Annotated in this window: 16 protein-coding genes; all 16 read left to right on the top strand. The window is 38.8% G+C overall.

Going from position 1 to position 19,531, the window contains the following annotated elements; translation table 11 throughout:
- Positions 1 to 364 precede the first annotated feature (364 nt).
- The 16 genes from B2Z67_RS13545 (at position 365) to B2Z67_RS13470 (ending at position 19,440) form a co-directional block, all read left to right on the top strand.
- The gene (locus tag B2Z67_RS13545) at positions 365 to 1,306 is read left to right on the top strand and encodes a helix-turn-helix domain-containing protein (RefSeq protein ID WP_291530368.1); all 942 of its coding nucleotides are present in this window, start codon (positions 365 to 367) and stop codon (positions 1,304 to 1,306) included.
- 152 nt (positions 1,307 to 1,458) lie between these two features.
- Positions 1,459 to 1,689 carry an NVEALA domain-containing protein gene (locus B2Z67_RS13540; RefSeq protein ID WP_291530367.1) on the top strand — a complete coding sequence of 77 codons (231 nt, stop codon included), beginning with the start codon at positions 1,459 to 1,461 and terminating at the stop codon, positions 1,687 to 1,689.
- Complete coding sequence (locus B2Z67_RS13535) at positions 1,664 to 2,734, top strand: BF3164 family lipoprotein (protein WP_291530371.1); 1,071 nt, start codon at positions 1,664 to 1,666, stop codon at positions 2,732 to 2,734. Before B2Z67_RS13540 ends, B2Z67_RS13535 begins: the two co-directional genes overlap by 26 nt.
- Positions 2,735 to 2,743: 9 nt before the next feature.
- Entirely contained in the window at positions 2,744 to 3,907 is a 1,164-nt protein-coding gene (locus B2Z67_RS13530; protein WP_291530366.1) for a 6-bladed beta-propeller, read from the top strand.
- Between the two features lie 13 nt (positions 3,908 to 3,920).
- Positions 3,921 to 4,964, top strand: coding sequence for a BF3164 family lipoprotein (locus B2Z67_RS13525; RefSeq protein WP_291530365.1), 1,044 nt, complete (start codon positions 3,921 to 3,923; stop codon positions 4,962 to 4,964).
- Between the two features lie 115 nt (positions 4,965 to 5,079).
- Positions 5,080 to 5,991 (top strand): 6-bladed beta-propeller, encoded by a 912-nt coding sequence (locus B2Z67_RS13520; RefSeq protein ID WP_291530364.1) that lies wholly within the window; start codon positions 5,080 to 5,082, stop codon positions 5,989 to 5,991.
- A 34-nt stretch (positions 5,992 to 6,025) separates the two neighbouring features.
- On the top strand, positions 6,026 to 7,057 hold the full coding sequence (locus B2Z67_RS13515) for a BF3164 family lipoprotein (RefSeq protein WP_291530363.1): 1,032 nt from the start codon (positions 6,026 to 6,028) through the stop codon (positions 7,055 to 7,057).
- Between the two features lie 134 nt (positions 7,058 to 7,191).
- Positions 7,192 to 8,196: a 6-bladed beta-propeller gene (locus B2Z67_RS13510; protein ID WP_291530362.1), complete on the top strand. Its 1,005-nt coding sequence runs from the start codon at positions 7,192 to 7,194 to the stop codon at positions 8,194 to 8,196.
- 390 nt (positions 8,197 to 8,586) lie between these two features.
- A complete protein-coding gene (locus tag B2Z67_RS13505) occupies positions 8,587 to 8,820 on the top strand; it encodes an NVEALA domain-containing protein (protein ID WP_291530361.1) in 234 nt (77 codons plus the stop codon).
- A 73-nt stretch (positions 8,821 to 8,893) separates the two neighbouring features.
- Positions 8,894 to 10,048 carry a DUF4221 family protein gene (locus tag B2Z67_RS13500; protein ID WP_291530360.1) on the top strand — a complete coding sequence of 385 codons (1,155 nt, stop codon included), beginning with the start codon at positions 8,894 to 8,896 and terminating at the stop codon, positions 10,046 to 10,048.
- Positions 10,045 to 10,917, top strand: coding sequence for a DUF1573 domain-containing protein (locus tag B2Z67_RS13495; protein ID WP_291530359.1), 873 nt, complete (start codon positions 10,045 to 10,047; stop codon positions 10,915 to 10,917). Before B2Z67_RS13500 ends, B2Z67_RS13495 begins: the two co-directional genes overlap by 4 nt.
- Positions 10,918 to 10,939: 22 nt before the next feature.
- Complete coding sequence (gene lepB / locus B2Z67_RS13490) at positions 10,940 to 11,827, top strand: signal peptidase I (protein ID WP_291530370.1); 888 nt, start codon at positions 10,940 to 10,942, stop codon at positions 11,825 to 11,827.
- A gap of 4 nt (positions 11,828 to 11,831) precedes the next feature.
- Positions 11,832 to 13,346 (top strand): transglutaminase-like domain-containing protein, encoded by a 1,515-nt coding sequence (locus B2Z67_RS13485; RefSeq protein WP_291530358.1) that lies wholly within the window; start codon positions 11,832 to 11,834, stop codon positions 13,344 to 13,346.
- Between the two features lie 52 nt (positions 13,347 to 13,398).
- Entirely contained in the window at positions 13,399 to 15,060 is a 1,662-nt protein-coding gene (locus tag B2Z67_RS13480; RefSeq protein ID WP_414630816.1) for an O-antigen ligase family protein, read from the top strand.
- 214 nt (positions 15,061 to 15,274) lie between these two features.
- On the top strand, positions 15,275 to 16,372 hold the full coding sequence (locus B2Z67_RS13475; RefSeq protein ID WP_291530356.1) for an efflux RND transporter periplasmic adaptor subunit: 1,098 nt from the start codon (positions 15,275 to 15,277) through the stop codon (positions 16,370 to 16,372).
- Positions 16,369 to 19,440 carry an efflux RND transporter permease subunit gene (locus B2Z67_RS13470; RefSeq protein ID WP_291530355.1) on the top strand — a complete coding sequence of 1,024 codons (3,072 nt, stop codon included), beginning with the start codon at positions 16,369 to 16,371 and terminating at the stop codon, positions 19,438 to 19,440. The genes B2Z67_RS13475 and B2Z67_RS13470 overlap by 4 nt, the downstream gene beginning before the upstream one ends.
- Positions 19,441 to 19,531: the final 91 nt, after the last annotated feature.

Genomic DNA, 19,531 nt, shown 5'->3' with positions numbered 1-19,531 from the left:
GTACGGAGCAGACACGATTTTAGTACGGTTTTAGTACGGCGATAACTCCTTTAACTCCTGCAATATGAATAATACAGGTTATAAAGATTGATAAAGAACTGTAATTTTTAAGGTTATTTATTTTATAAAGGCGTAAGAATAAACAAAAAATGCAAAAACCTTTTTGCTAATAAGGCTAAACGTATTCGCAATCAAAAATTATATATACATTTGTGGTATAAAACATTTATCGACTATGATGAAACACTATAAGTACATAATATGTATATCAGTAGCGGTGCTGGTACTGGTAACCGGACTACTTATTTATTGGGTCTATGAGAGCGGAGCGGAAAATCGGAGGAAAAGTAAGCAGAAAGCTGAAATGCTGCTGAAAGATGCGGCGGAATTCTGGGTGAATCGGGAATTTGATAAGCTCGGTATGCCATATTCGTTTGGAGGAAGGGAAGAATCGCAGGGTACTAAACGTCGTATGGTAACAGCAGCAGGAGAGACTATAGTAGAAGTTGATTCCGTGAAAGAACTAAAGCGATTGTTGCCTTCGAGGATATTAGGTCTGAAATCTAAATACCTGCTTTTGATGAATACTCCTTCTATATATTCTTTGAATGAATTATGGCAGGGAAATCGGAATAATGTACAACCACATTATTATACTGCTCTTGAATTATTTTCCGAACAGCCGGGCGATAAAAAGAAAGAGAGAATTGTTGTAGGTGACTCAACACTTCTGACTGATATGAATAAGTTGGGAGAGTACTATCTTGATGATATGTATTTTTTCAGGTTGGTAACTTATATAGCTTTCCCATCAGTATGGCAATGCGCTGATTGGAGCGAGACCGGAATAGTGGTATGCTTAGTAATAATTGTAGTTTGTTTATTAGCAATTATTCTCCTTATTTTGTATCACATTTTATATCACCGGAAGGTGAGGGAGAGTACAAAGCCTTGTGTTTGCGGTAACACTGTTTTGTGCATTGATAAAGACAAATATCAGATATGTGATATAGTATTTGACGAAATAGGAAGAACGCTTACTTTTGGAGGAAAGAAAGTGATAAATTGTCCGCTTCAACCTTACAAATTACTTTGTGCATTTATTCATGCTGAGAATCATTTTTTGTCAAACGACCGGATTATAGAGATTTGTGGTTGGACTTCGGGAGAGGACGGTATTGGTGATAGAAGAAGAATGGCTATAAGTTCGCTAAGGAAACTGCTTGATAGTAAAAACTCTCATGTGAATTTAGAATCCGGTAAAAACGAGAAAGAAGAGATGGGTTTTTACTTGGTTATTAAATGAATGATGATACTTGTTATTGCATAAAAAGGGGCGTAAAGTTTTTCTTACGCCCCTTTTTTACTCCATAAAATGGATTTTGAATCTATGTATTCCTTACATTTGCCTCCGTGATAAATATTTTGTGAAACACATTGAATTAAATGAAAAACAACATGAAAAAGATTCTGGTATTTGTAATTGTTGTAGCTCTTGCTACAGGAGGGTATGTTTATAAAAAGCAGTCATTGGCGAAAATGTCCTCCGTTTTTTTATTGGAAAATATAGAAGCATTGGCAGTTCCTGAAACAAGTACTGGATTTTGTTTGGGAATAGGCTCTATTGATTGTCCATTAAACCATATTAAAGTATATACTTATGATGTCCTATATAGCATACACTATTAATACCATATTTTTCTCCCTACTCATTTCTTGTACTCCACCAAAAACAACTACTTCCGGCAAAGAAGTGTACACTGATTTCCCGCAGGAACAAGAATTGAAAGCGAAACCGGTTTTATTGGATACGATCTTATTTCGCTATCCTTTCCGGTTACATGTAGAAGATAACAAAGCCGTGGTGCTTGATTTGCATGGAACAGATTATTTTTTTCATGCCTTCAGTTACCCTGTTTTCCATTACCTATCCTCTTTCGGGAGGCGTGGCGATGCACCACAGAATATGCTTTCTGCCGAAAATTTTCGATGGAATGGGGCTTTTTTGTGGACTTTAGATGCTAATAAGTCAGAATTAACAAAGTTTGGGTTTGCTTTATCCGGTGATTCATTGCTTCGTGAGGAAGCGGTGGATCTGGATAAAGATATTCTCCGGGCGCTGGATTTTGTGATGTGTGATGATTCCACTTTCATTATTCCTGATTATTCGGGCAATAGTCGTTTTTGCAGGGTAGATAGGTCTGGAAAATTATTGCATAAGTTCGGCTCTATTCCTTCTGTTAATGAGGATGCTTTGCAAAATGCCCGCCCTGCTTTGGCGCAGGCGTGGCGTAGTTTTATAGATTACAATCCGCGCAATGGAGTACTTGCCGCCGTTACCCAGTTAGGAGAAGTGCTTGAAATTTATAATTTGAAAGACAGTACGCACATTGTGCGTATCGGCCCGCATGGTGAACCGGAATTCCGGATATCCGAAGGTTATGGCATACCGACCGGTATTATGGGATTTAGCGATGTACAAGTGACAGATAAAGCAATATATGCAGTCTTTCACGGGCGTTCATTCAAAGATATAGCACGAGATGCACAAAATGGTGCTCATAATCCGGATGGCGGACAATATATTTATGTGTTTAGCTTGACAGGCAAACCACTCAAAAAATATGTGTTAGATCATTATATCTATGGCATATCAGTGGATGAACAGCGAGGAGTGATTACAGCTACAGATGTGAATATAGACGAACCTATAATCGAGTATAGTTTAAATTAATTCTTTAAGATGAGAAAATATTTATTTATTTGTTTGTTTACTTATTTAGTCTTCACGATTTTTGTTCAATGCACTTCTTCTTCGGGAAGCAAGGACAAAGATTTACTTGAAGATGCAAGGGCGATTGAGTTCGGAAAATTGGAAAAAGAGAAAACTTCCATGCTCCATGAACTTACTTTTATCAAATTGGAAACCAATGATGATTGCTTGATAAAACAGATCAATCAAATACAAGTTTTCGATAATCATATCTATGTGTTGGATGTTCGTGGATTATATACGTTTGATATGGAAGGAAAGTATGTGAGGGGACTAATAGCATCGGGCGATGGCCCCGGAGAATTTCTCTCTCCATTTAGCTTTTGGATAGATAGAAGCGGTTTCATCTTTATTTTGGATAGGCAATTGAATCGACTGCTTAAATATGATATATCCAATTTGATATTTGTTGAATCCATAATGATGCCTTTCATGAGCCCAATATCCTTTGCGAAAATGCCTGATACGGAGTTGTTTATCTATTACTATCCTATACGTTCCATAGCAGGGAGCGCATCAAGACAAATAATAATTGCAGATAAACAAGGTGTAGTACACACCGAATTGTTAGAAGGAGACGCTTCAGGCAAAATCTTACATGGAGGTTGTTCTAATTTCTATACGGAAGATAGCATGTTACGTTTCTATCCTTATTTTTCGAATCGGATTTATACAATAAGTGCGGATACTTTACAGAACACATATTCGTTATACTTTAAGGAGAATACTTTTCCTGATTCCAACGTTTTTCTAAAATACGATAGTTCCAGAGATCTTATGAAAGAGCTTCTTTCCGGAGATCATCAATGGATTCGACTGATGTACGTTTATGAAACTGATAAAAGTGTAGTTGTGAAATATTACATAAAAAGGGATCGATATGTAGGAGTTTGGGATAAAAGTTCGGGTAAAACAATTAATTTCAAGTGCGACCAAGTTATTGACGACATGGGGCTTGGAGGAAAATTCCCTTTGCCTATTGGTGTTTATGGGGATCAGATTATTGGGGTTATGCATCCATCTGATTTAGACAGAACACAAATAAAGGATCCGGTTTTAGACAGGTTAATGAAAACAGTGGAAGATAGTGATAATCCGGTTTTGGCTATTTATCAATTTAAAGAACAAGTATAATTATAGAATAAAGATGAAGAATAATTTAGTATTGATAATTTTGTTATCTATCATATTTGTAGCTTGTGAACAACCCTCCGTCAGCATTGATACATTTGATGAAGTATGCGAGATTGTAGCCTATGATAGTATCTATTCAGATGAAGATGTGTTAGATATAATAACTCATATTGGAATTCACAATGATATACTAATCGCAAAGTACATGCGTGATGAGTATAATTTCTCATTTATTGATGCCACAAACGGAAAATTATTAAAAAGGTGGGGAAAAGTAGGTGAAGGACCAGGTGAATTTATTGATTTTGGGGGTGACTTTTTCATACAAGATTCTTGTTTTGTTTTTGTTGAACGAAATAAGCAGATGATAAATAGTGTGTCATTAACAGATATATTAGGAGATAGTAGTACTATAAATGTTGTAAAAGAACCTTATCCGTATACGGTGGATTTTCGCCCATTTCGCTTTCGTTTTTTAGATAATCAGACGATAGCTACTGGTTCATTTAAGGAAGGACGTTTTGGGATTTTGGATTCGAATAATAATATTGTTGGTTGCTATTTTGATTATCCTTTTGCTTATGATGAAATTAATGGAATATATAGAGGTGCTACTTTTCAGGGCGAAATAATGACAAATAATAAGCAGGGCAAATTTGTTATCTCAACATTTGCTTCTGATATTTTTGAGATATATCAGGTCTCAGATAGTGGAGTATATAAGAAATTTGTAACCCCATATAAAAATGCACCACTGATATGCCAAAGACGTGGACGTTATGCTATTGATTATGATAAGAGTATCGCCGGGCTAATGAAAATGGCAGTTTCAGATGATTTGATATGTTTTACCTATTCCTCATTGAACTATACGGAGGCAGCGGCAATGGATAAGGTGTCAAGAGAAATACTTTGTTTTAATTGGGAAGGCGAGAAAGTGAAGAAGTATATCTTACCATTTCCTATTGGCAATTTCTGTATTGACGAACATTATATTTATGGGATTCGATATTTCGATGATAAAACAGTTATTTATCGTTTTGATTTATATTCATAGATGAGCAGATATGGATTAAATCGCATAGATACTCCCAAAGTATAATAGCTACAGATGTAAAGATAGACGAACCTGTGATTGTGTATAGTTTAAATTAGTTCTTTAAAGTGATGATATGGGGAAAGTAATTCCTTTTTTACTTATTTTGTTACTTTTATCCGGATGTAATAAAATGAGAAGGGTGGAACGGCAATTGGTGTTAGATACATTGATTACAGAGTTAAGTGATTCAAGCTTATTTAGTAACAATGTATCCTGCATAATTTGCGTATCAGGTGATATTTGCTTCGCAGATTATTTAGCAGGGAATATAGTCGTATTGGATGAAAATCTACGTTTGCGGTGCAAAGTAGGAAAGCGTGGAGAAGGGCCTGGTGAAGTAATTGGTGTAGTTCATTTTGTCCGGGATAAATTAGATTTTCATTTGTTAGATGAAGGAAGCCGTTCTATAAAGAAGTATTCTTTGTCGGGCGAACATTTATCGACGGTAAAGATTCCACGTGATATATCGTATGCTCCATGGGGTCGATTCTTATATTTGGATTCACTGTTTTATCTGCCTAATATAAAGGGAACTGCTGTTTCTGTTATAGGCAATGATGGTCAATTCATTAAAAGGTTTGGTACAGACTCCGAAGAAGTAGGTGGGAGGATATTATTATCTGGTGGAAAGTCTGGCTTATTGGCAATAGGGGTTGCTTCTCCTACTATAGAAAAATACACCATAGACGGAACTTTGCAAGAAAGCTTGGATTATGGTAATTTTCCGATGGTGAAAGATATAACGAAAGATAGTCATAATTCCGGAAATTCTTTTATGGCAATAGTGAACGATGCTTGTTTGGCGAATGAAAGATTGTATGTTTTGATTAGAAGTCAAGTTCTATGTTTTTCTTTAGATAGAGATATACAACTGGAAAGCATCTATCTTTTACCTCATAATTTCTATAGTTCCATTGCTGTGTGGGAGGGAAATTTATATGGTTTTAATTATCAGGACAGTTCTATTGAGAGATTTTTACTCTAATGGAAGGATGTTCATCAGTAATACTATAATAAAAATGAAGAGTAATTTAGTAGGTATATTGCTGTTATTTTCGGCATGTAGTGGTTTTGAACAATCTTCACCTTCATCGGATTTTAAGAAAACGATAACTCTGAATGTTATTGATTCGATAGATTTGGAAGAGTTGAATATATTAAATCCTTATTCAATTAGCTTCAAGGATAGTTTTCTGGTTTTTACCACACCCAGGGGGAAAAGGGAATTGCAATTTCTGAATTTACGCTCAATGTCTGTCCATACTCGTAATGTAATAGGTCAAGGTGTAGATGAAATGCCGCAATATTCTGTCGTAAGAACTAATATTCCATATTCTTTTCGTTTTTCAGATTATCGTAAAGGGAGAATTTATGAAATGGACCTGAAGAACTTGAAAACGGATTCTACCGCTAAACACTCTTTGGTACGCGAGCTGCCTGTTGAAGAAGACGAACTTTTTCTTCGCCTTTTCGAGACTGAAAATTATATTTATGCTATTGGATTACTTAAAGAAGGGCGGATATTCTCTTTTGACAAACAGACATCTACGGTGAGAAGAGATGCTGACTATCCTACGGATGAGAATGTGAATAAATTGGGTCAAAAGCATAAAGGGACTTTATTCAATAGCACGCTAATGGTAGGTGATGCTAAACATTTAGTGGCAAGTTGTTTTGGGTTGATTGATTTTTATGAGATTTTGCCAGGTGGTGGTTTGGTATTAAAACGAAAGCATCATTATTTCTTTCCGAAGTTTACTTCTCAAGAGTATGGTGTAATTATTTCTTTTGAACGTGATAATATGTTTGGTTTCACTGGGATAGATTCGGATGAACGTTTTGTGTATTTATTGTATTCAGGGAAAAGTATTAGAGACGCAGGAGAAAATGCTTTAAATTGCTCAGATCTATTTATTTATGATTGGGAGGGTAATCCTATAGAACACTTCTTGCTTTCAAAGCCTTTGTATGGTTTTAGTCTTTGTGGCAACCTTTTGTATGGATTAAGTCGGGTAGATACTCCCAAAGTATATGTTTATTCTTTAAGATGACTAATATATGAGGTATTTAGCCGGATACTAAATGCTTGTTATTGCTTCAGAAAGGAGTGTGAGGTTTTTTTATGCCATGTTTACTCTATAAAATGAGTTTTTAAGTATTTTATCTTTTAAAAATATAATGGATTATGAAGAAAGTACTATTATTGTTACTGATCCCTTTCTTTTGTGGGTGTGCAAATAAATCCGGGGCAGAAAAAACACAGAACAAACGTAATAATATTATTAGCGTTCGTGGTGAAACGAAAGAAATTCCAATTGATGATGTTTTAATTGGATCTATAGCAAGACTATTTTTAATGGATAATTATTTAATTATCGTTGATCATACGTCATCGGATAAACTTATACATATATTTACTAAAAATGATTTTAGCTATTTAACCAGTATTGCTGATGTTGGGCAAGGGCCGGGTGAAATCACAGTCATGGGGCACATTGGCATAAATGAAGCATGTCGGAAGTTCTATGTCTCTGACCATGGTAAACAAAAAATATTCAGTTATGATATTGATAGTGTTCTGATTAATCCATATTATATGCCGGAAGTGAAAACAGAAATGAATATGATTCAATTTCCGGATAAGTATGAGTATATGAGTGATACATTATCTGTGGCGATATTGATAGAGCCTACCAGTGTTTCTACATTTAATCAATCTTTAGCGAAATGGAATATAAACTCAGGTATATTTGAACCTATGAAGTACCAACATCCTGATATTGAAAAGAAAAGAATAAATTTTGCCGCATCTATTAAGCATAACATGTATGTGGAATGTTATCACTATTATGATTTAATGACTATTTGTAGTTTAGAAGGGGATCTAAAGTATAATATATATGGACCTGCTTGGAATAAAAAAGTAACAAACCGTATTCTTTATTACAATGGAGTGAGATTTTGCGGTGACAAAATAGTGGCGTCCTATTCGGGTGGAGCTAATTTTACAGATGAAAAATATCCGACAAAATTTGAGGTTTTTGATATAGATGGAAATTACTTGTGTACTTTAGAAACTGGGTATAAGATCGTGGATTTTTGTTATGATGAAGATTATGATAGAATTATAATGAATTTGAATGATGAAATACAATTTGCTTATTTGGATTTGAAAGATGTGAAATTGTAGGTGTTTAGCCTGTGCCAAATGCTTGTTATTGCTTCAGAAAGGGGCGTGAGGTTTTTCTCACACCATTTTTTACTCCATAAAGTGAGTTTTGAGTTCATGTATTTCCTACATTTGCTTTCGTAATTATAATATTGGTGAATCGGAATTGCGGATATCCGAAGGTTATGGCATACCGACCGATATTATGGGATTTTTGAGAATAATATAATTTAAAGGAACAGGCGGTGAGCATTTTTGACCAGTTGTGTACCGCCTGCTCCATAACCCACTAAAAAAAGGAGGTCTTGGCAAAGATACACATTTGGTTGTAAAGGGCAATGCGTTTGCTTATTCGTTGAAATGATAGATACGGAAATACTAAGAGAATTTAAATTTTAAATAAGAAAGAATATGAAAAATTTTATTAAGATCACTTTTGTTGCAGCATTTACGGTTATTGCAGGATATAGTGTTTATACTAGTCAGAAAACAGAGACAATCGCAGATTTGACATTGGCTAATGTGGAGGCTTTGGCTGGTGGAGAATGGGGAACTGGATTTAATTGCCGATGGAGTGCTGATTACAATATTTGTAATGGTCGTGGTGATCAATTAGGATGTCCATGTGGCTCTGAGAAATGGTAATATAAGTAGTATAGGCTGACTTAAGAGTTTTATATAAACTTTTCTGTCAGCCTTTTTATAAAGGATGTTTATTATGAAGAACTGTTTTTGTGTTTTATTTGCTGTATTTTTTTTAAATGCATGTACTTCTCAGAGAAAGCAAGAGAAAGATCTGTACGCAATTCGAACTACTGATGATTATCTTACTTTCCCTATTGACGTAAATACTCGTTTGCCCAAATTTATTCTATGGACTTTTGAAGAAAATGGTAAAGGGTATTTGGCTTTTCCTAACATGTCTAAGGAAATCTTATTTTATGATATAAGCTCAATGGATTTGGTAAAGAAGGTTGAGTTTGATGCAGAAGGTAATAATGGCGTAGGATCAGTCTATGGCTTTCAGATAAAAGACTTTAATAATATATATATAGCAAGTCCAATGTTACCGATAATTTATGTAGCAGATACTACAGGTAGAGTAAAGTCAAAGATAGAATATGAAGAAGCGGATGATGGTACTATGTTAGCTCCTGCTTTGGTGCACACAATAACATATTCCCCTATGTATTTTATTGGTGATAGCTTATATATACCTCAAACAAGGAGTTATCAATTGAAGGGTAATAGTCCGTATGGAGTGATGATTGACCTGAAAACAAATCATAAGACAGTGACTCCTTTAAAATTTCAATGTGTAGTAAAAGATGAAGAAATACCAAGATCCACTGGAGGGGGTAAAGTGAGTGTTTGTTATAATGGTGGAAGTTTTATTTATTCTTCTGAAGTTAGCGATTCTATTTATGAATTATCGCGTGATTTCTCGGATGTAAAGTCATTTTTAGCTAAGAGTCGATATTTAAAGTCACCTAAAGTTGAAGTTTTGTCTTCGGATGTAGATGTGGAAATGTTGTTGAAACGTAAATGTGAATTACCTGCTTATGGTAATTTGATTTATGACAAGTATAGAAATGTTTATTATCGTTTTGTTTTTCCGGAAGTTGAACTTGATAAGGAAAGAAGTTATTTAGATATTTATCATAATGGAAGAAAACAGTTTTCTATTATGGTATTGGATAAGGATTTTCAGGTGGTAGGTGAAACCTTGTTTCCTGAATATTCTTACAATGCAAATATCTTTTTTATACGGGAAGATGGTCTCTATATTAGTGTTAGCCATTTTAAACGCCCCGATTTTGATGAAAACCTATTGCGATTTCAGAAGTTTGAATTAACAAAAATGAATATATGAGAAAATGTATAATAATGCTTTTATTGATATCTGTTTTTTCATGTAGAGAGAATCCAAATGTAAGAATTTCGCATTTGATAGAGGAATGGATGGGGAAAAGTATAATATTTCCTTCAGAATTAGTGTTTATGTCTGTGGAAGGTAATCTTTCTTCTCCGCTAAATACTTCTTGGGACTATGCAATAATATCATATGTTGATAGTGTATCCTGTCTTAATTGTACATTGCAATTAGATACCTGGAAAGATTTGATAAATAGAAAAGATAGTATTTTTGAAAAAAATATTGAGGTGTTATTCTTTATGCATCCTAATAATAAACAAGAATTGATAGACTTGTTAAAGATACATCAGTTTAATCACCCTGTATGTATTGATATGGAGAATCGTTTTTCTAGAATAAATGGACTTTCAAAAGAGACGATGTTTCAGACCTTTTTAGTTGATAGTACGAAGAGGGTATTAGCAATAGGTAATCCTGTGCATAATTCTAAAATAAAAGAATTATATACGAAGATAATTAAGGGAGAAAAATTGGGATATGAAAACAAAAATGATACATTCAATACAGAAGTTAGCATAAAAGATACTTTAATAACATTTGGCGATTTTGTCTGGGAGAAAGAGCAAAAAGCGACTTTCACTTTAAAGAATACCGGAAATAATCCTTTGGTAATAGAAGACGTGACTACTTCCTGCGGTTGTACTTCTATAGAATATTCTAAAGAGCCTGTCCGCCCCGGTAAAGAAATAAAGCTGGAGGTGACTTATAAAGCGGATCATCCTGAGTATTTCAACAAAACGATAACCGTATATTGTAATGTAGAATCTTCCCCAATAGTGTTGACCATCACCGGAGATGCCAAGTAGTAATACTCCGCCTGAAGTGTATATGAAGGAACAAAAACAAATATCAAAGTGGTTGAATAGAATCATGAATCTGTTTTTCTATTTGTGTCTGCTTGTTGTGATATATATCGTATTACAGGTGTTTGTTGTGACTTCTTTCAGGATACCATCCGACTCCATGAGTCCGTCTTTGCTTCCGGGCGATTGTATTCTGGTGGACAAATGCTCCAATGGTGCACGGCTATTTAATGTAATGGCGGCTTTGGATGGCGAAGATGTTGCCATTCATCGCATGCCGGGATGGAGAGACTATAAGCGCGATGATGTTCTGGTTTTTAACTTTCCCTATCAGCCGAAACGTTGGGACAGCATTTCGTTGGATGTGATGAAATATTACGTGAAGCGTTGCATAGCCTTGCCCGGTGATACTCTTGAAATACAAAACGGTCATTATAAAATCAGGGGCTTCAATGGAACGGTTGGTAACATTTGGTTTCAAGATCAAATCGCACACTTGCCTGATAGCGGAGCACCCGGAGTAGAGATGTACACGTACCCCTGGAATAAAGAACTTGGCTGGACGATTAAAGATTTCGGGCCTCTGTTTGTACCTGCTAAGGGGGATCGTGTGAAGATGGACAGCGTGTCGTGGTCGCTTTACAAGCAACTGATAGGCTGGGAACAGAAACAGCGTCTGCTCATTGACAAGGATGGCACAGTGTCACTTGGAGACAGCGCAATACATACTTATCGCTTTATGGAGAACTATTATTTTGTAGGCGGTGACAATGGCTTAAACTCTCAAGACTCTCGTTATTGGGGATTGCTACCCGAACCTTATATTGTGGGCAGGGCGGTTTTGATTTGGAAATCAGTAGACGGAATAAGCGATAAACTGCGCTGGGATAGGGTTTTAAAAAAGATAAAATGAGAATATGAAATCTATATTGTTATATACATTGATCGGTTGCTGCCTGTTGGCTTGTTCTTCCGTTTCAGATAGTCAGTTGGAGCAAGCCTTACAGCTTTCAGGAGAGAACAGACCTCAGCTGGAAGCCGTGTTGGACTTTTATAAAAACGACTCGCTAAAGTTAAAAGCCGCTTGCTATTTAATCAAGAACATGCCTTACCATTATTCGGTAGATGAATATTACCGCTCTCCCGATGGGCAAAAATACAGACCGGACATTGCGGTTTTTAAAGATAAAGAAGAGATGGAGCGGCATTGTGATTCGTTGGCTCGCAGAGGCTATCGCACAGAACGTCATAAGGTATTTGATCTCGTTTCCCTTGACAGTGCGTACCTTGTGGACAATATCGAATTGGCATTTTCTGTTTGGCAGAAACCTTGGGCGAAAAATATATCCTTTGATGACTTTTGCGGATATATACTGCCATATAGAGCGCAAACAGAGAAGGCGTCTTTGCTTCGGAGAAAACTGATGGAACGGTTCATGCCTATGTTGGATTCTGCACGGGTATCTACGCCGCTCGAAGCTTGTATTTTGCTGAACGAGCGGCTGAAAGAAATAGTAAGATACCAAGATACAGGACTACCTTTCTATCCAACTATTGATGAAACCTATCGTGCGGGTATCGGCCTGTGCGAGGGAATATGTAACCTCGGGGCATTTGTTATGCGTGCCGTTGGCATTCCTGTAGCGATAGAATTCACTCTTTGGAGCAAAATGGATTTGGGACATAACTGGTGCGCTGTATTGAGTGATGGGCGTTTCTATAGTTTCGGCCCGGGTGAGGAACAGCCGGGCGCACATGCCGAACGGCTTATCGAAAAATATTATTTAAAACCCGCTAAGGTTTACCGTCTCAGCTTTGAATTGAAACAGCGTGAGAACGGAGAGATGGAGGATGACGGATATACGACATTCCTCAAAAGCCCGTTTCTGCATGATGTGACAAACGAGTATTTGGGCAAAACTGTCAGCTTTGAAATTCAGGCGGAAACTACCGGAGATGTTTCAAGCGGGAAATATGGTCGGAACGTCTACCTGTGTATATATAACTTCTATAAATGGCAACCTCTTGCTATGGGCGTTTGTTCCGATGACGGTATGTGCGTGTTTGACAATGTGGTGGGAGATAACATCTTTATGGTAGCCGATTGCCCCGACGGACAAAACCTGAGATATATTTCCGATCCCTTTTACGTGGGTGCAGAGGGTAAAATACGTTCACTCATTCCGCAAATGCAACAAAGGCAAGCGGCGGTTTTGAAAAAACGAAAGGATAAGATGGAGGTAAGTCACACTTTGTTTTATTGGGATGTCATGGAAAAACGATTCACGCCATTGCCCTGTAAAGAAGCTACTGATTCCACTCAGGTGTATGACCAAATTCCAAGCGGTGCACTGTTATGGTTTACTATTCCCGAGCGCATATATAATCAGCGTATATTTTTTATAGAGAACGACAGTATAAGAGAATATTAACTTGTAAAATCCCGGAGTTTCATAGATGAAAGGAATCATAACGACACACAGTATCCGGAGGATAATGACATACATGGCTGTGACATTGCAGTTTGCCGCCGTATGTATGTTGCTTAGTCTGGTATGCGTTGATAACTTGGAATTTCTTTCAGGTGAAACTATCGGGCAGTGGATCTGGTTTGACAAAGCGGCGATATGGGCATCGTCTTGTATCCTGTTGTCTTTTTTGTTTATAAGAGAAAGGCGGCCGCTTTCATTCTCTTTTGCCGTTTCATGGGGATTAATTCTGTTTGGTGGTATTGAGGCTGTTTATGGTTTGCGACAACTATACGGTTTTGCAGCTTCCGGTCATTCGTTGTATGCTTTGACAGGTTCTTTCTTTAATCCCGGTCCTTATTCCGGCTATCTGGCAATGGTGCTTCCTGTTTGTTTGCATCAGTGGTTGGTATGCAAAAAGAGGAAGGAGCAGGACGGACGCTTTATTTACAGTATAAAATATACAGTTGCCGGTGGTGTAATGTTATTAATACTTTGTGTTCTTCCTGCCGGTATGAGCCGTTCCGCCTGGTTGGCGGCAGGTATTTCATGTTTGTGGGTATATGCTTGTTATATGGATTGGAACAGTCGGTTTAAGAAAATGTGGCATTCATATAAGTGGCGAATAATAACAGCGGTAACAAGTTGTTTGTGTGTTTTGTTGTTGGCCGGTTACCTGCTTTTCTCCTTGAAACCGGATTCCGCGAGGGGGCGTTTGTTTATGTGGAAGATTGCTTGCAGTACCATTGAAGAGAAATTCCTGCAAGGGCATGGTATTGGTAATTTTGCCGCCGCTTACGGTGATGCCCAGGAAACTTATTTTGCAGCAGGCGGTTACGAACCATGGGAAGAACGTGTTGCCGGTAGCCCCGAATATGCTTTTAATGAATACTTGCAGGTTGCGGTGGAATTGGGTGTTCCTGTAACCCTCTTTCTTTTATCGGTTATTATTACCGGCTTATATATAGGTATAAGAAAAAAACGATACGGCATTTGCGGCGCTCTTCTTTCTTTGATGGTATTCTCTTTTTCTTCTTATCCTCTGCAATTACCGGTATTTGTTGTCACATCTACTATTTTATTTTTTGCTTGTATATTGGGAAATAGTCGTTGGCTGTGGTTACTTATCGCCGTATTTACAGGCATAACAGGCGGGTTACGTTTACAAAGTGATTTGCGTACCGGACAAGCTTGTCGTGAATGGACGAATGCGAAAGTATTATATAATATGGGTGCATACGAATCCGCGGAAGAAGAATACCATCACCTTTATCCCATATTGAAAAACCGTGCTGCTTTTTTGTTTGAATATGGTCATTGCCTGCACAAACAAGAAAAGTTTGAAGTATCCAATCGCATATTGAGAGAAGCCTTGAACCGTAGTAACGACCCGATGATACTGAATATTATCGGTAAGAACTGTCAGCAAACAGGTGATTACAACGCTGCTGAAAGTTGGTTCATTCGTTCCACTCATCGCCTGCCGGGTAGGCTTTACCCTTATTATCTTTTAGCGAAGCTTTATGCGGCACCGGATTTTCACCTGCCGGACAAACGAAAAAAGCTGGAAAGTATGATAAAACTTGTCCTGACGAAAGAACCGAAAGTAAACTCCACGGCTGTGCAAGAGATGAAGGAAGAAATATTGTCTATATCAAAGGATTCCGATAATGATTAATTTTATCCTTCGAATGGAGAAAATGCTATTCCATTGTCCACCTGTTTATATGGGTGTAAAACGATACTTCTCTGATAATTAAATAAATAACTATTAAATAAATACCTTATTTTGTCCATATACTTATGGTGGTTTATAATGAGAAAGTAACTAACTTTGCATCCATCAATAATTAATTCGCGTAACTGAATGTAAACTGAAAAACTAAATAAAGATGATAAAGACACAGAATTACCGGTATTTGCTCTGGTTGGCACTGTTTATGTTGGCGGCATGCTCCGATGTGAAAAAAGAAGATGATTCCGACGAAGGAGTATCAACCGTATTGCCGGAAGAAAAGAATGAAGTGACCGTGATGACTTTAAAGCGGCAATCATTTAATCACGAATTGGTGAGTAATGGAAAGGTTGTGGCGGGCGGTATGGCGGATTTACGCTTTGAAACCTCGGGAATTGTTGCGCAGATTTATGTGAAGAATGGCGACCGGGTACAAAAAGGACAGAAGTTGGCCGAATTGGATAAATTCCGTTTGATGAATAAGACCGCTCAGGCTAAAGATGCCTTGGAGAAGGCAAAGCTGGAATTGCAGGATGTATTGATAGGGCAGGGTTATGCGGCTGATGACACCACTAAAATTCCTGATGATATCATACAACTGGCAAAAGTGAAGAGCGGCTACGATCAAACCCTTTCCCAGTACGAACTGGCTAAATATGAAGAAGAACATGCCACGCTGGTTGCTCCTTTTGACGGAGTGGTGGCTAATCTTTTCTCCAAACCTTATAATGCGGCGAATACCTCTGAAGCCTTTTGTACAGTGATTGGCGCACAAGGCATGGAAGCGGACTTCACGGTGCTGGAGAATGAACTTCCTCTTATCAAAAACGGAGATAAGGTAGTAGTCACTCCTTATTCGGAATCTTCTGCAAAGTATGAAGGACGTATTACAGAAATCAATCCGCTGGTAGACGATAAAGGAATGGTACGGGTGAAAGCCTTGGTAAACGGGCAAGGAAAATTGTTCAATGGCATGAATATCCGTGTTTACGTACATCGCTCGCTTGCCGGACAGTTGGTTATCCCGAAAAGCGCTTTAGTGCTACGTTCAGGCAAACAGGTTGTTTTCACCTTGGAAGAAGGAAGGGCAATGTGGAATTATGTGAATACGGGACTGGAAAACGCCGAAGATTATACGCTGGTTGAGGATGCAACCCCCAATGGCGGACTGAAAGAAGGAGATGTGATTATAGTGACCGGCAATGTGAACCTGGCTCACGAAGCTCCGGTGAAAGTAATAGAAGATAAGCCGTGATTAAGTTCTTGATACAGCGGCCCATTGCCGTACTGATGGCGTTTACCGCATGTTTTATTGTCGGTCTGGTGACGTACTTCACGTTGCCGGTATCTTTGTTGCCGGATATTGCCATTCCGGAGATTACAGTACAGGTGTCGGCGCAGAACACGTCGGCGCGCGAGTTGGAGAATATGGTGGTGAAGCCGTTGAGGCAACAACTTATACAAGTGGCGCGTCTGGAAGGTATGGATAGTGAAACGCGTGACGGTGCGGGCATCATCCGGTTGGGTTTTGATTATGGTACCAATACGGACCTTGCTTTTATCGAGGTGAACGAAAAGATTGACGCTGCCATGAACTACCTGCCTAAAGACACGGAACGTCCTAAAGTTATCAAAGCGAGCGCTACCGACATTCCGGTTTTCTATTTGAGCCTTACCCTGAAAAATGACAGTACCTACGGACAAACGGACGAACGGGCTTTCCTTGACCTTTGCGAGTTTGCCGAGAATGTAATCAAGCGGCGTATTGAACAGTTGACGGAAGTAGCGATGGTGGATATCACCGGATTAGTAGAGCGTCAGTTGCAGATTATGCCCGACAAAAACAAACTTGCTGTTTGGGGACTTTCCATACAAGATGTGGAAACGGCACTGGCACAGAATAACGTAGAACCGGGCAGTATGACCGTACGCGACGGATATTATGAATATAACATTAAGTTCTCTACCCTGCTTCGTACGGAAGACGACGTGAAGAATATCCTTATTAATAAAGAAGGGCGCATTATCCGCCTGAATGAGTTCTGCCATATCGGAGTAGTTTCCGTCAGGGAAAAAGGAATATCCATGAGCAATGGAAAGCGCGCGGTGACGTTGGCGGTCATCAAGCAAGCGGACGAAAATATGGATGACATGAAGAATGCGGTTAGCGGCACTATGGAATATTTCCGGGCAGTATATCCGGATATTGATTTCAGTATCAGCCGTAACCAGACGGAGTTGCTGGATTACACAATTTCCAATTTGCAGCAGAACTTGTCTCTGGGTTTTCTCTTTATCTGTATTGTAGCCATATTCTTTCTGGGAGATGTTAAGTCTCCGTTTATTATCGGGTTGAGTATGGTAGTTTCTATTATTGTCAGCTTCCTTTTCTTCTATCTGTTCAAGATGTCTCTCAATATCATATCCCTGTCCGGGTTGATTCTGGCATTGGGTATGATGATTGACAGTTCCATTATTGTTACGGAGAATATTTCGCAATACCGGGAGCGGGGATATTCGTTGAAACGTGCCTGCATTGCGGGTACAAGCGAAGTGATAACGCCGATGCTTAGTTCTTCGCTGACTACCATAGCGGTATTTGTACCTTTGATTTTCATGAGCGGCATTGCGGGGGCAATCTTCTATGACCAAGCCTTTTCCGTGACAGTCGGTTTGATTGTATCTTATTTTACAGGTATCATGTTGCTGCCGGTACTTTATATGCTGGTTTACCGCATGGGGATTCGCGGCAAGTCATGGTTTTCGCGTATACGTATCAATAATCCGATTAAGGAACATACGCTCGACCGCTTCTATGATGCGGGAGTCGACTGGATATTTTCCCATAAAACGGTGAGCGTGCTGTTCTGCATCATCTCCTTGCCGTTATGCGTATTCATGTTCTACTTCATCGGCAAGGAACGCATGCCGCAGATTGACCAGAACGAACTGATGGTGCGAGTGGAATGGAATGAAAATATACACGTGGATGAAAACCGGCACAGGGTGAATGCCATCTTTGAAACATTGAAAGAAGAAACCGTCGAACAAACCGCTTCCGTCGGGCAGCAGGATTATCTTCTGAACAGAGAGCAAGCCCTTTCGTCGTCGGAAGCCGAGCTGTATTTCAAGACGGAGACCCCGTCGGAGATACCTCCTCTGCAAGAAAAGATTTACCGTTTGGTGAAAACAGAATATCCGCTGGCAGTCGTTTCTTTTTCACCGCCTGAGACGGTGTTCGAGAAACTGTTCGTGACGGGTGAGGCTGATGTTGTTGCGGAACTCTATACCCGTAATAAGGAGAAAGTACCGTTAGCCGCAGACTTGCGGAAGCTGGAAGAGGAACTTACTGCCGGCACAGGGTATGCTCCTACGGGCATTGCTTTCGAAAATCAGTTGAATATCCGTATTAATCAGGAAAAACTGTTGCTATACAATGTTTCGTATGATGAACTGTATCGTGTGCTGAAAACGGCTTTTAAGGAAAACAGCGTTGCCACCCTTCATTCCTACCAGCAATATCTGCCCATCAGTATTGTAGGTGAGGAGCAGACGGTAAACGATATTTTGCAGGAAACATTGGTGCAAACACGGATGGATAAGGGCAGAACGGAATACCTTCCTTTGCGTGAATTGGTGACGGTTACCCCGGCGGAAGATTTAAAATCTATTACAGCGGGACGTAACGGAGAATACATTCCGTTCCGCTTCTATGATGTGCAAAAGGCGGAGCCTTTGATGGAGCAGGTGAAAGAAACTGTGGATACGACCGCAGAGTGGGATATGGCTTTTTCCGGGAGTTTCTTCTCAAATCGGAAGATGCTTAATGAACTGGTGGTTATTCTATTCATTTCTATCCTGCTGATGTATTTTATTCTGGCGGCGCAGTTCGAAAGCTTTGTGCAACCGCTTATAGTGCTGTTGGAGATACCGGTGGATGTGGCGTTCGCCCTTGTGCTGCTTTGGGTGTTCGGGCATACGCTCAATCTGATGTCTGCTATCGGACTGATTGTGACATGCGGTATCATTATCAACGACTCTATCCTGAAGCTCGACGCAATTAATGAGTTGCGCAAGGCGGGTGTACCTTTGCTGGAAGCCATTCACGAGGCGGGGCGGCGCAGGTTGCGTCCCATTATTATGACTTCGCTGACAACGATTTTTGCCATGGTGCCGTTGCTCTTCTCTTCCGACATGGGGTCGGAATTGCAGAAACCACTCTCCATAGCTATGATTGGAGCTATGTTTATCGGTACGTTGGTCAGTCTGTTCATCATTCCGTTGATATATTGGTTTATTTATAAGGAGAAAAAAATAAGATAAATGATAATTAATTAGTGATTAAGGTTTAGTGATTAGTGATTAACAAGAGTATCTCAGTGATAGTGATTAATAGAGATACTCTTGCTAAACA

The organism is Bacteroides sp. UBA939 (assembly GCF_002293435.1).
In the GTDB taxonomy this organism is placed as follows: Bacteria; Bacteroidota; Bacteroidia; order Bacteroidales; family Bacteroidaceae; genus Bacteroides.
The sequence above is the reverse complement of the archived record's forward strand: the minus strand, read 5'-3'. Positions and strand labels throughout refer to the sequence as shown.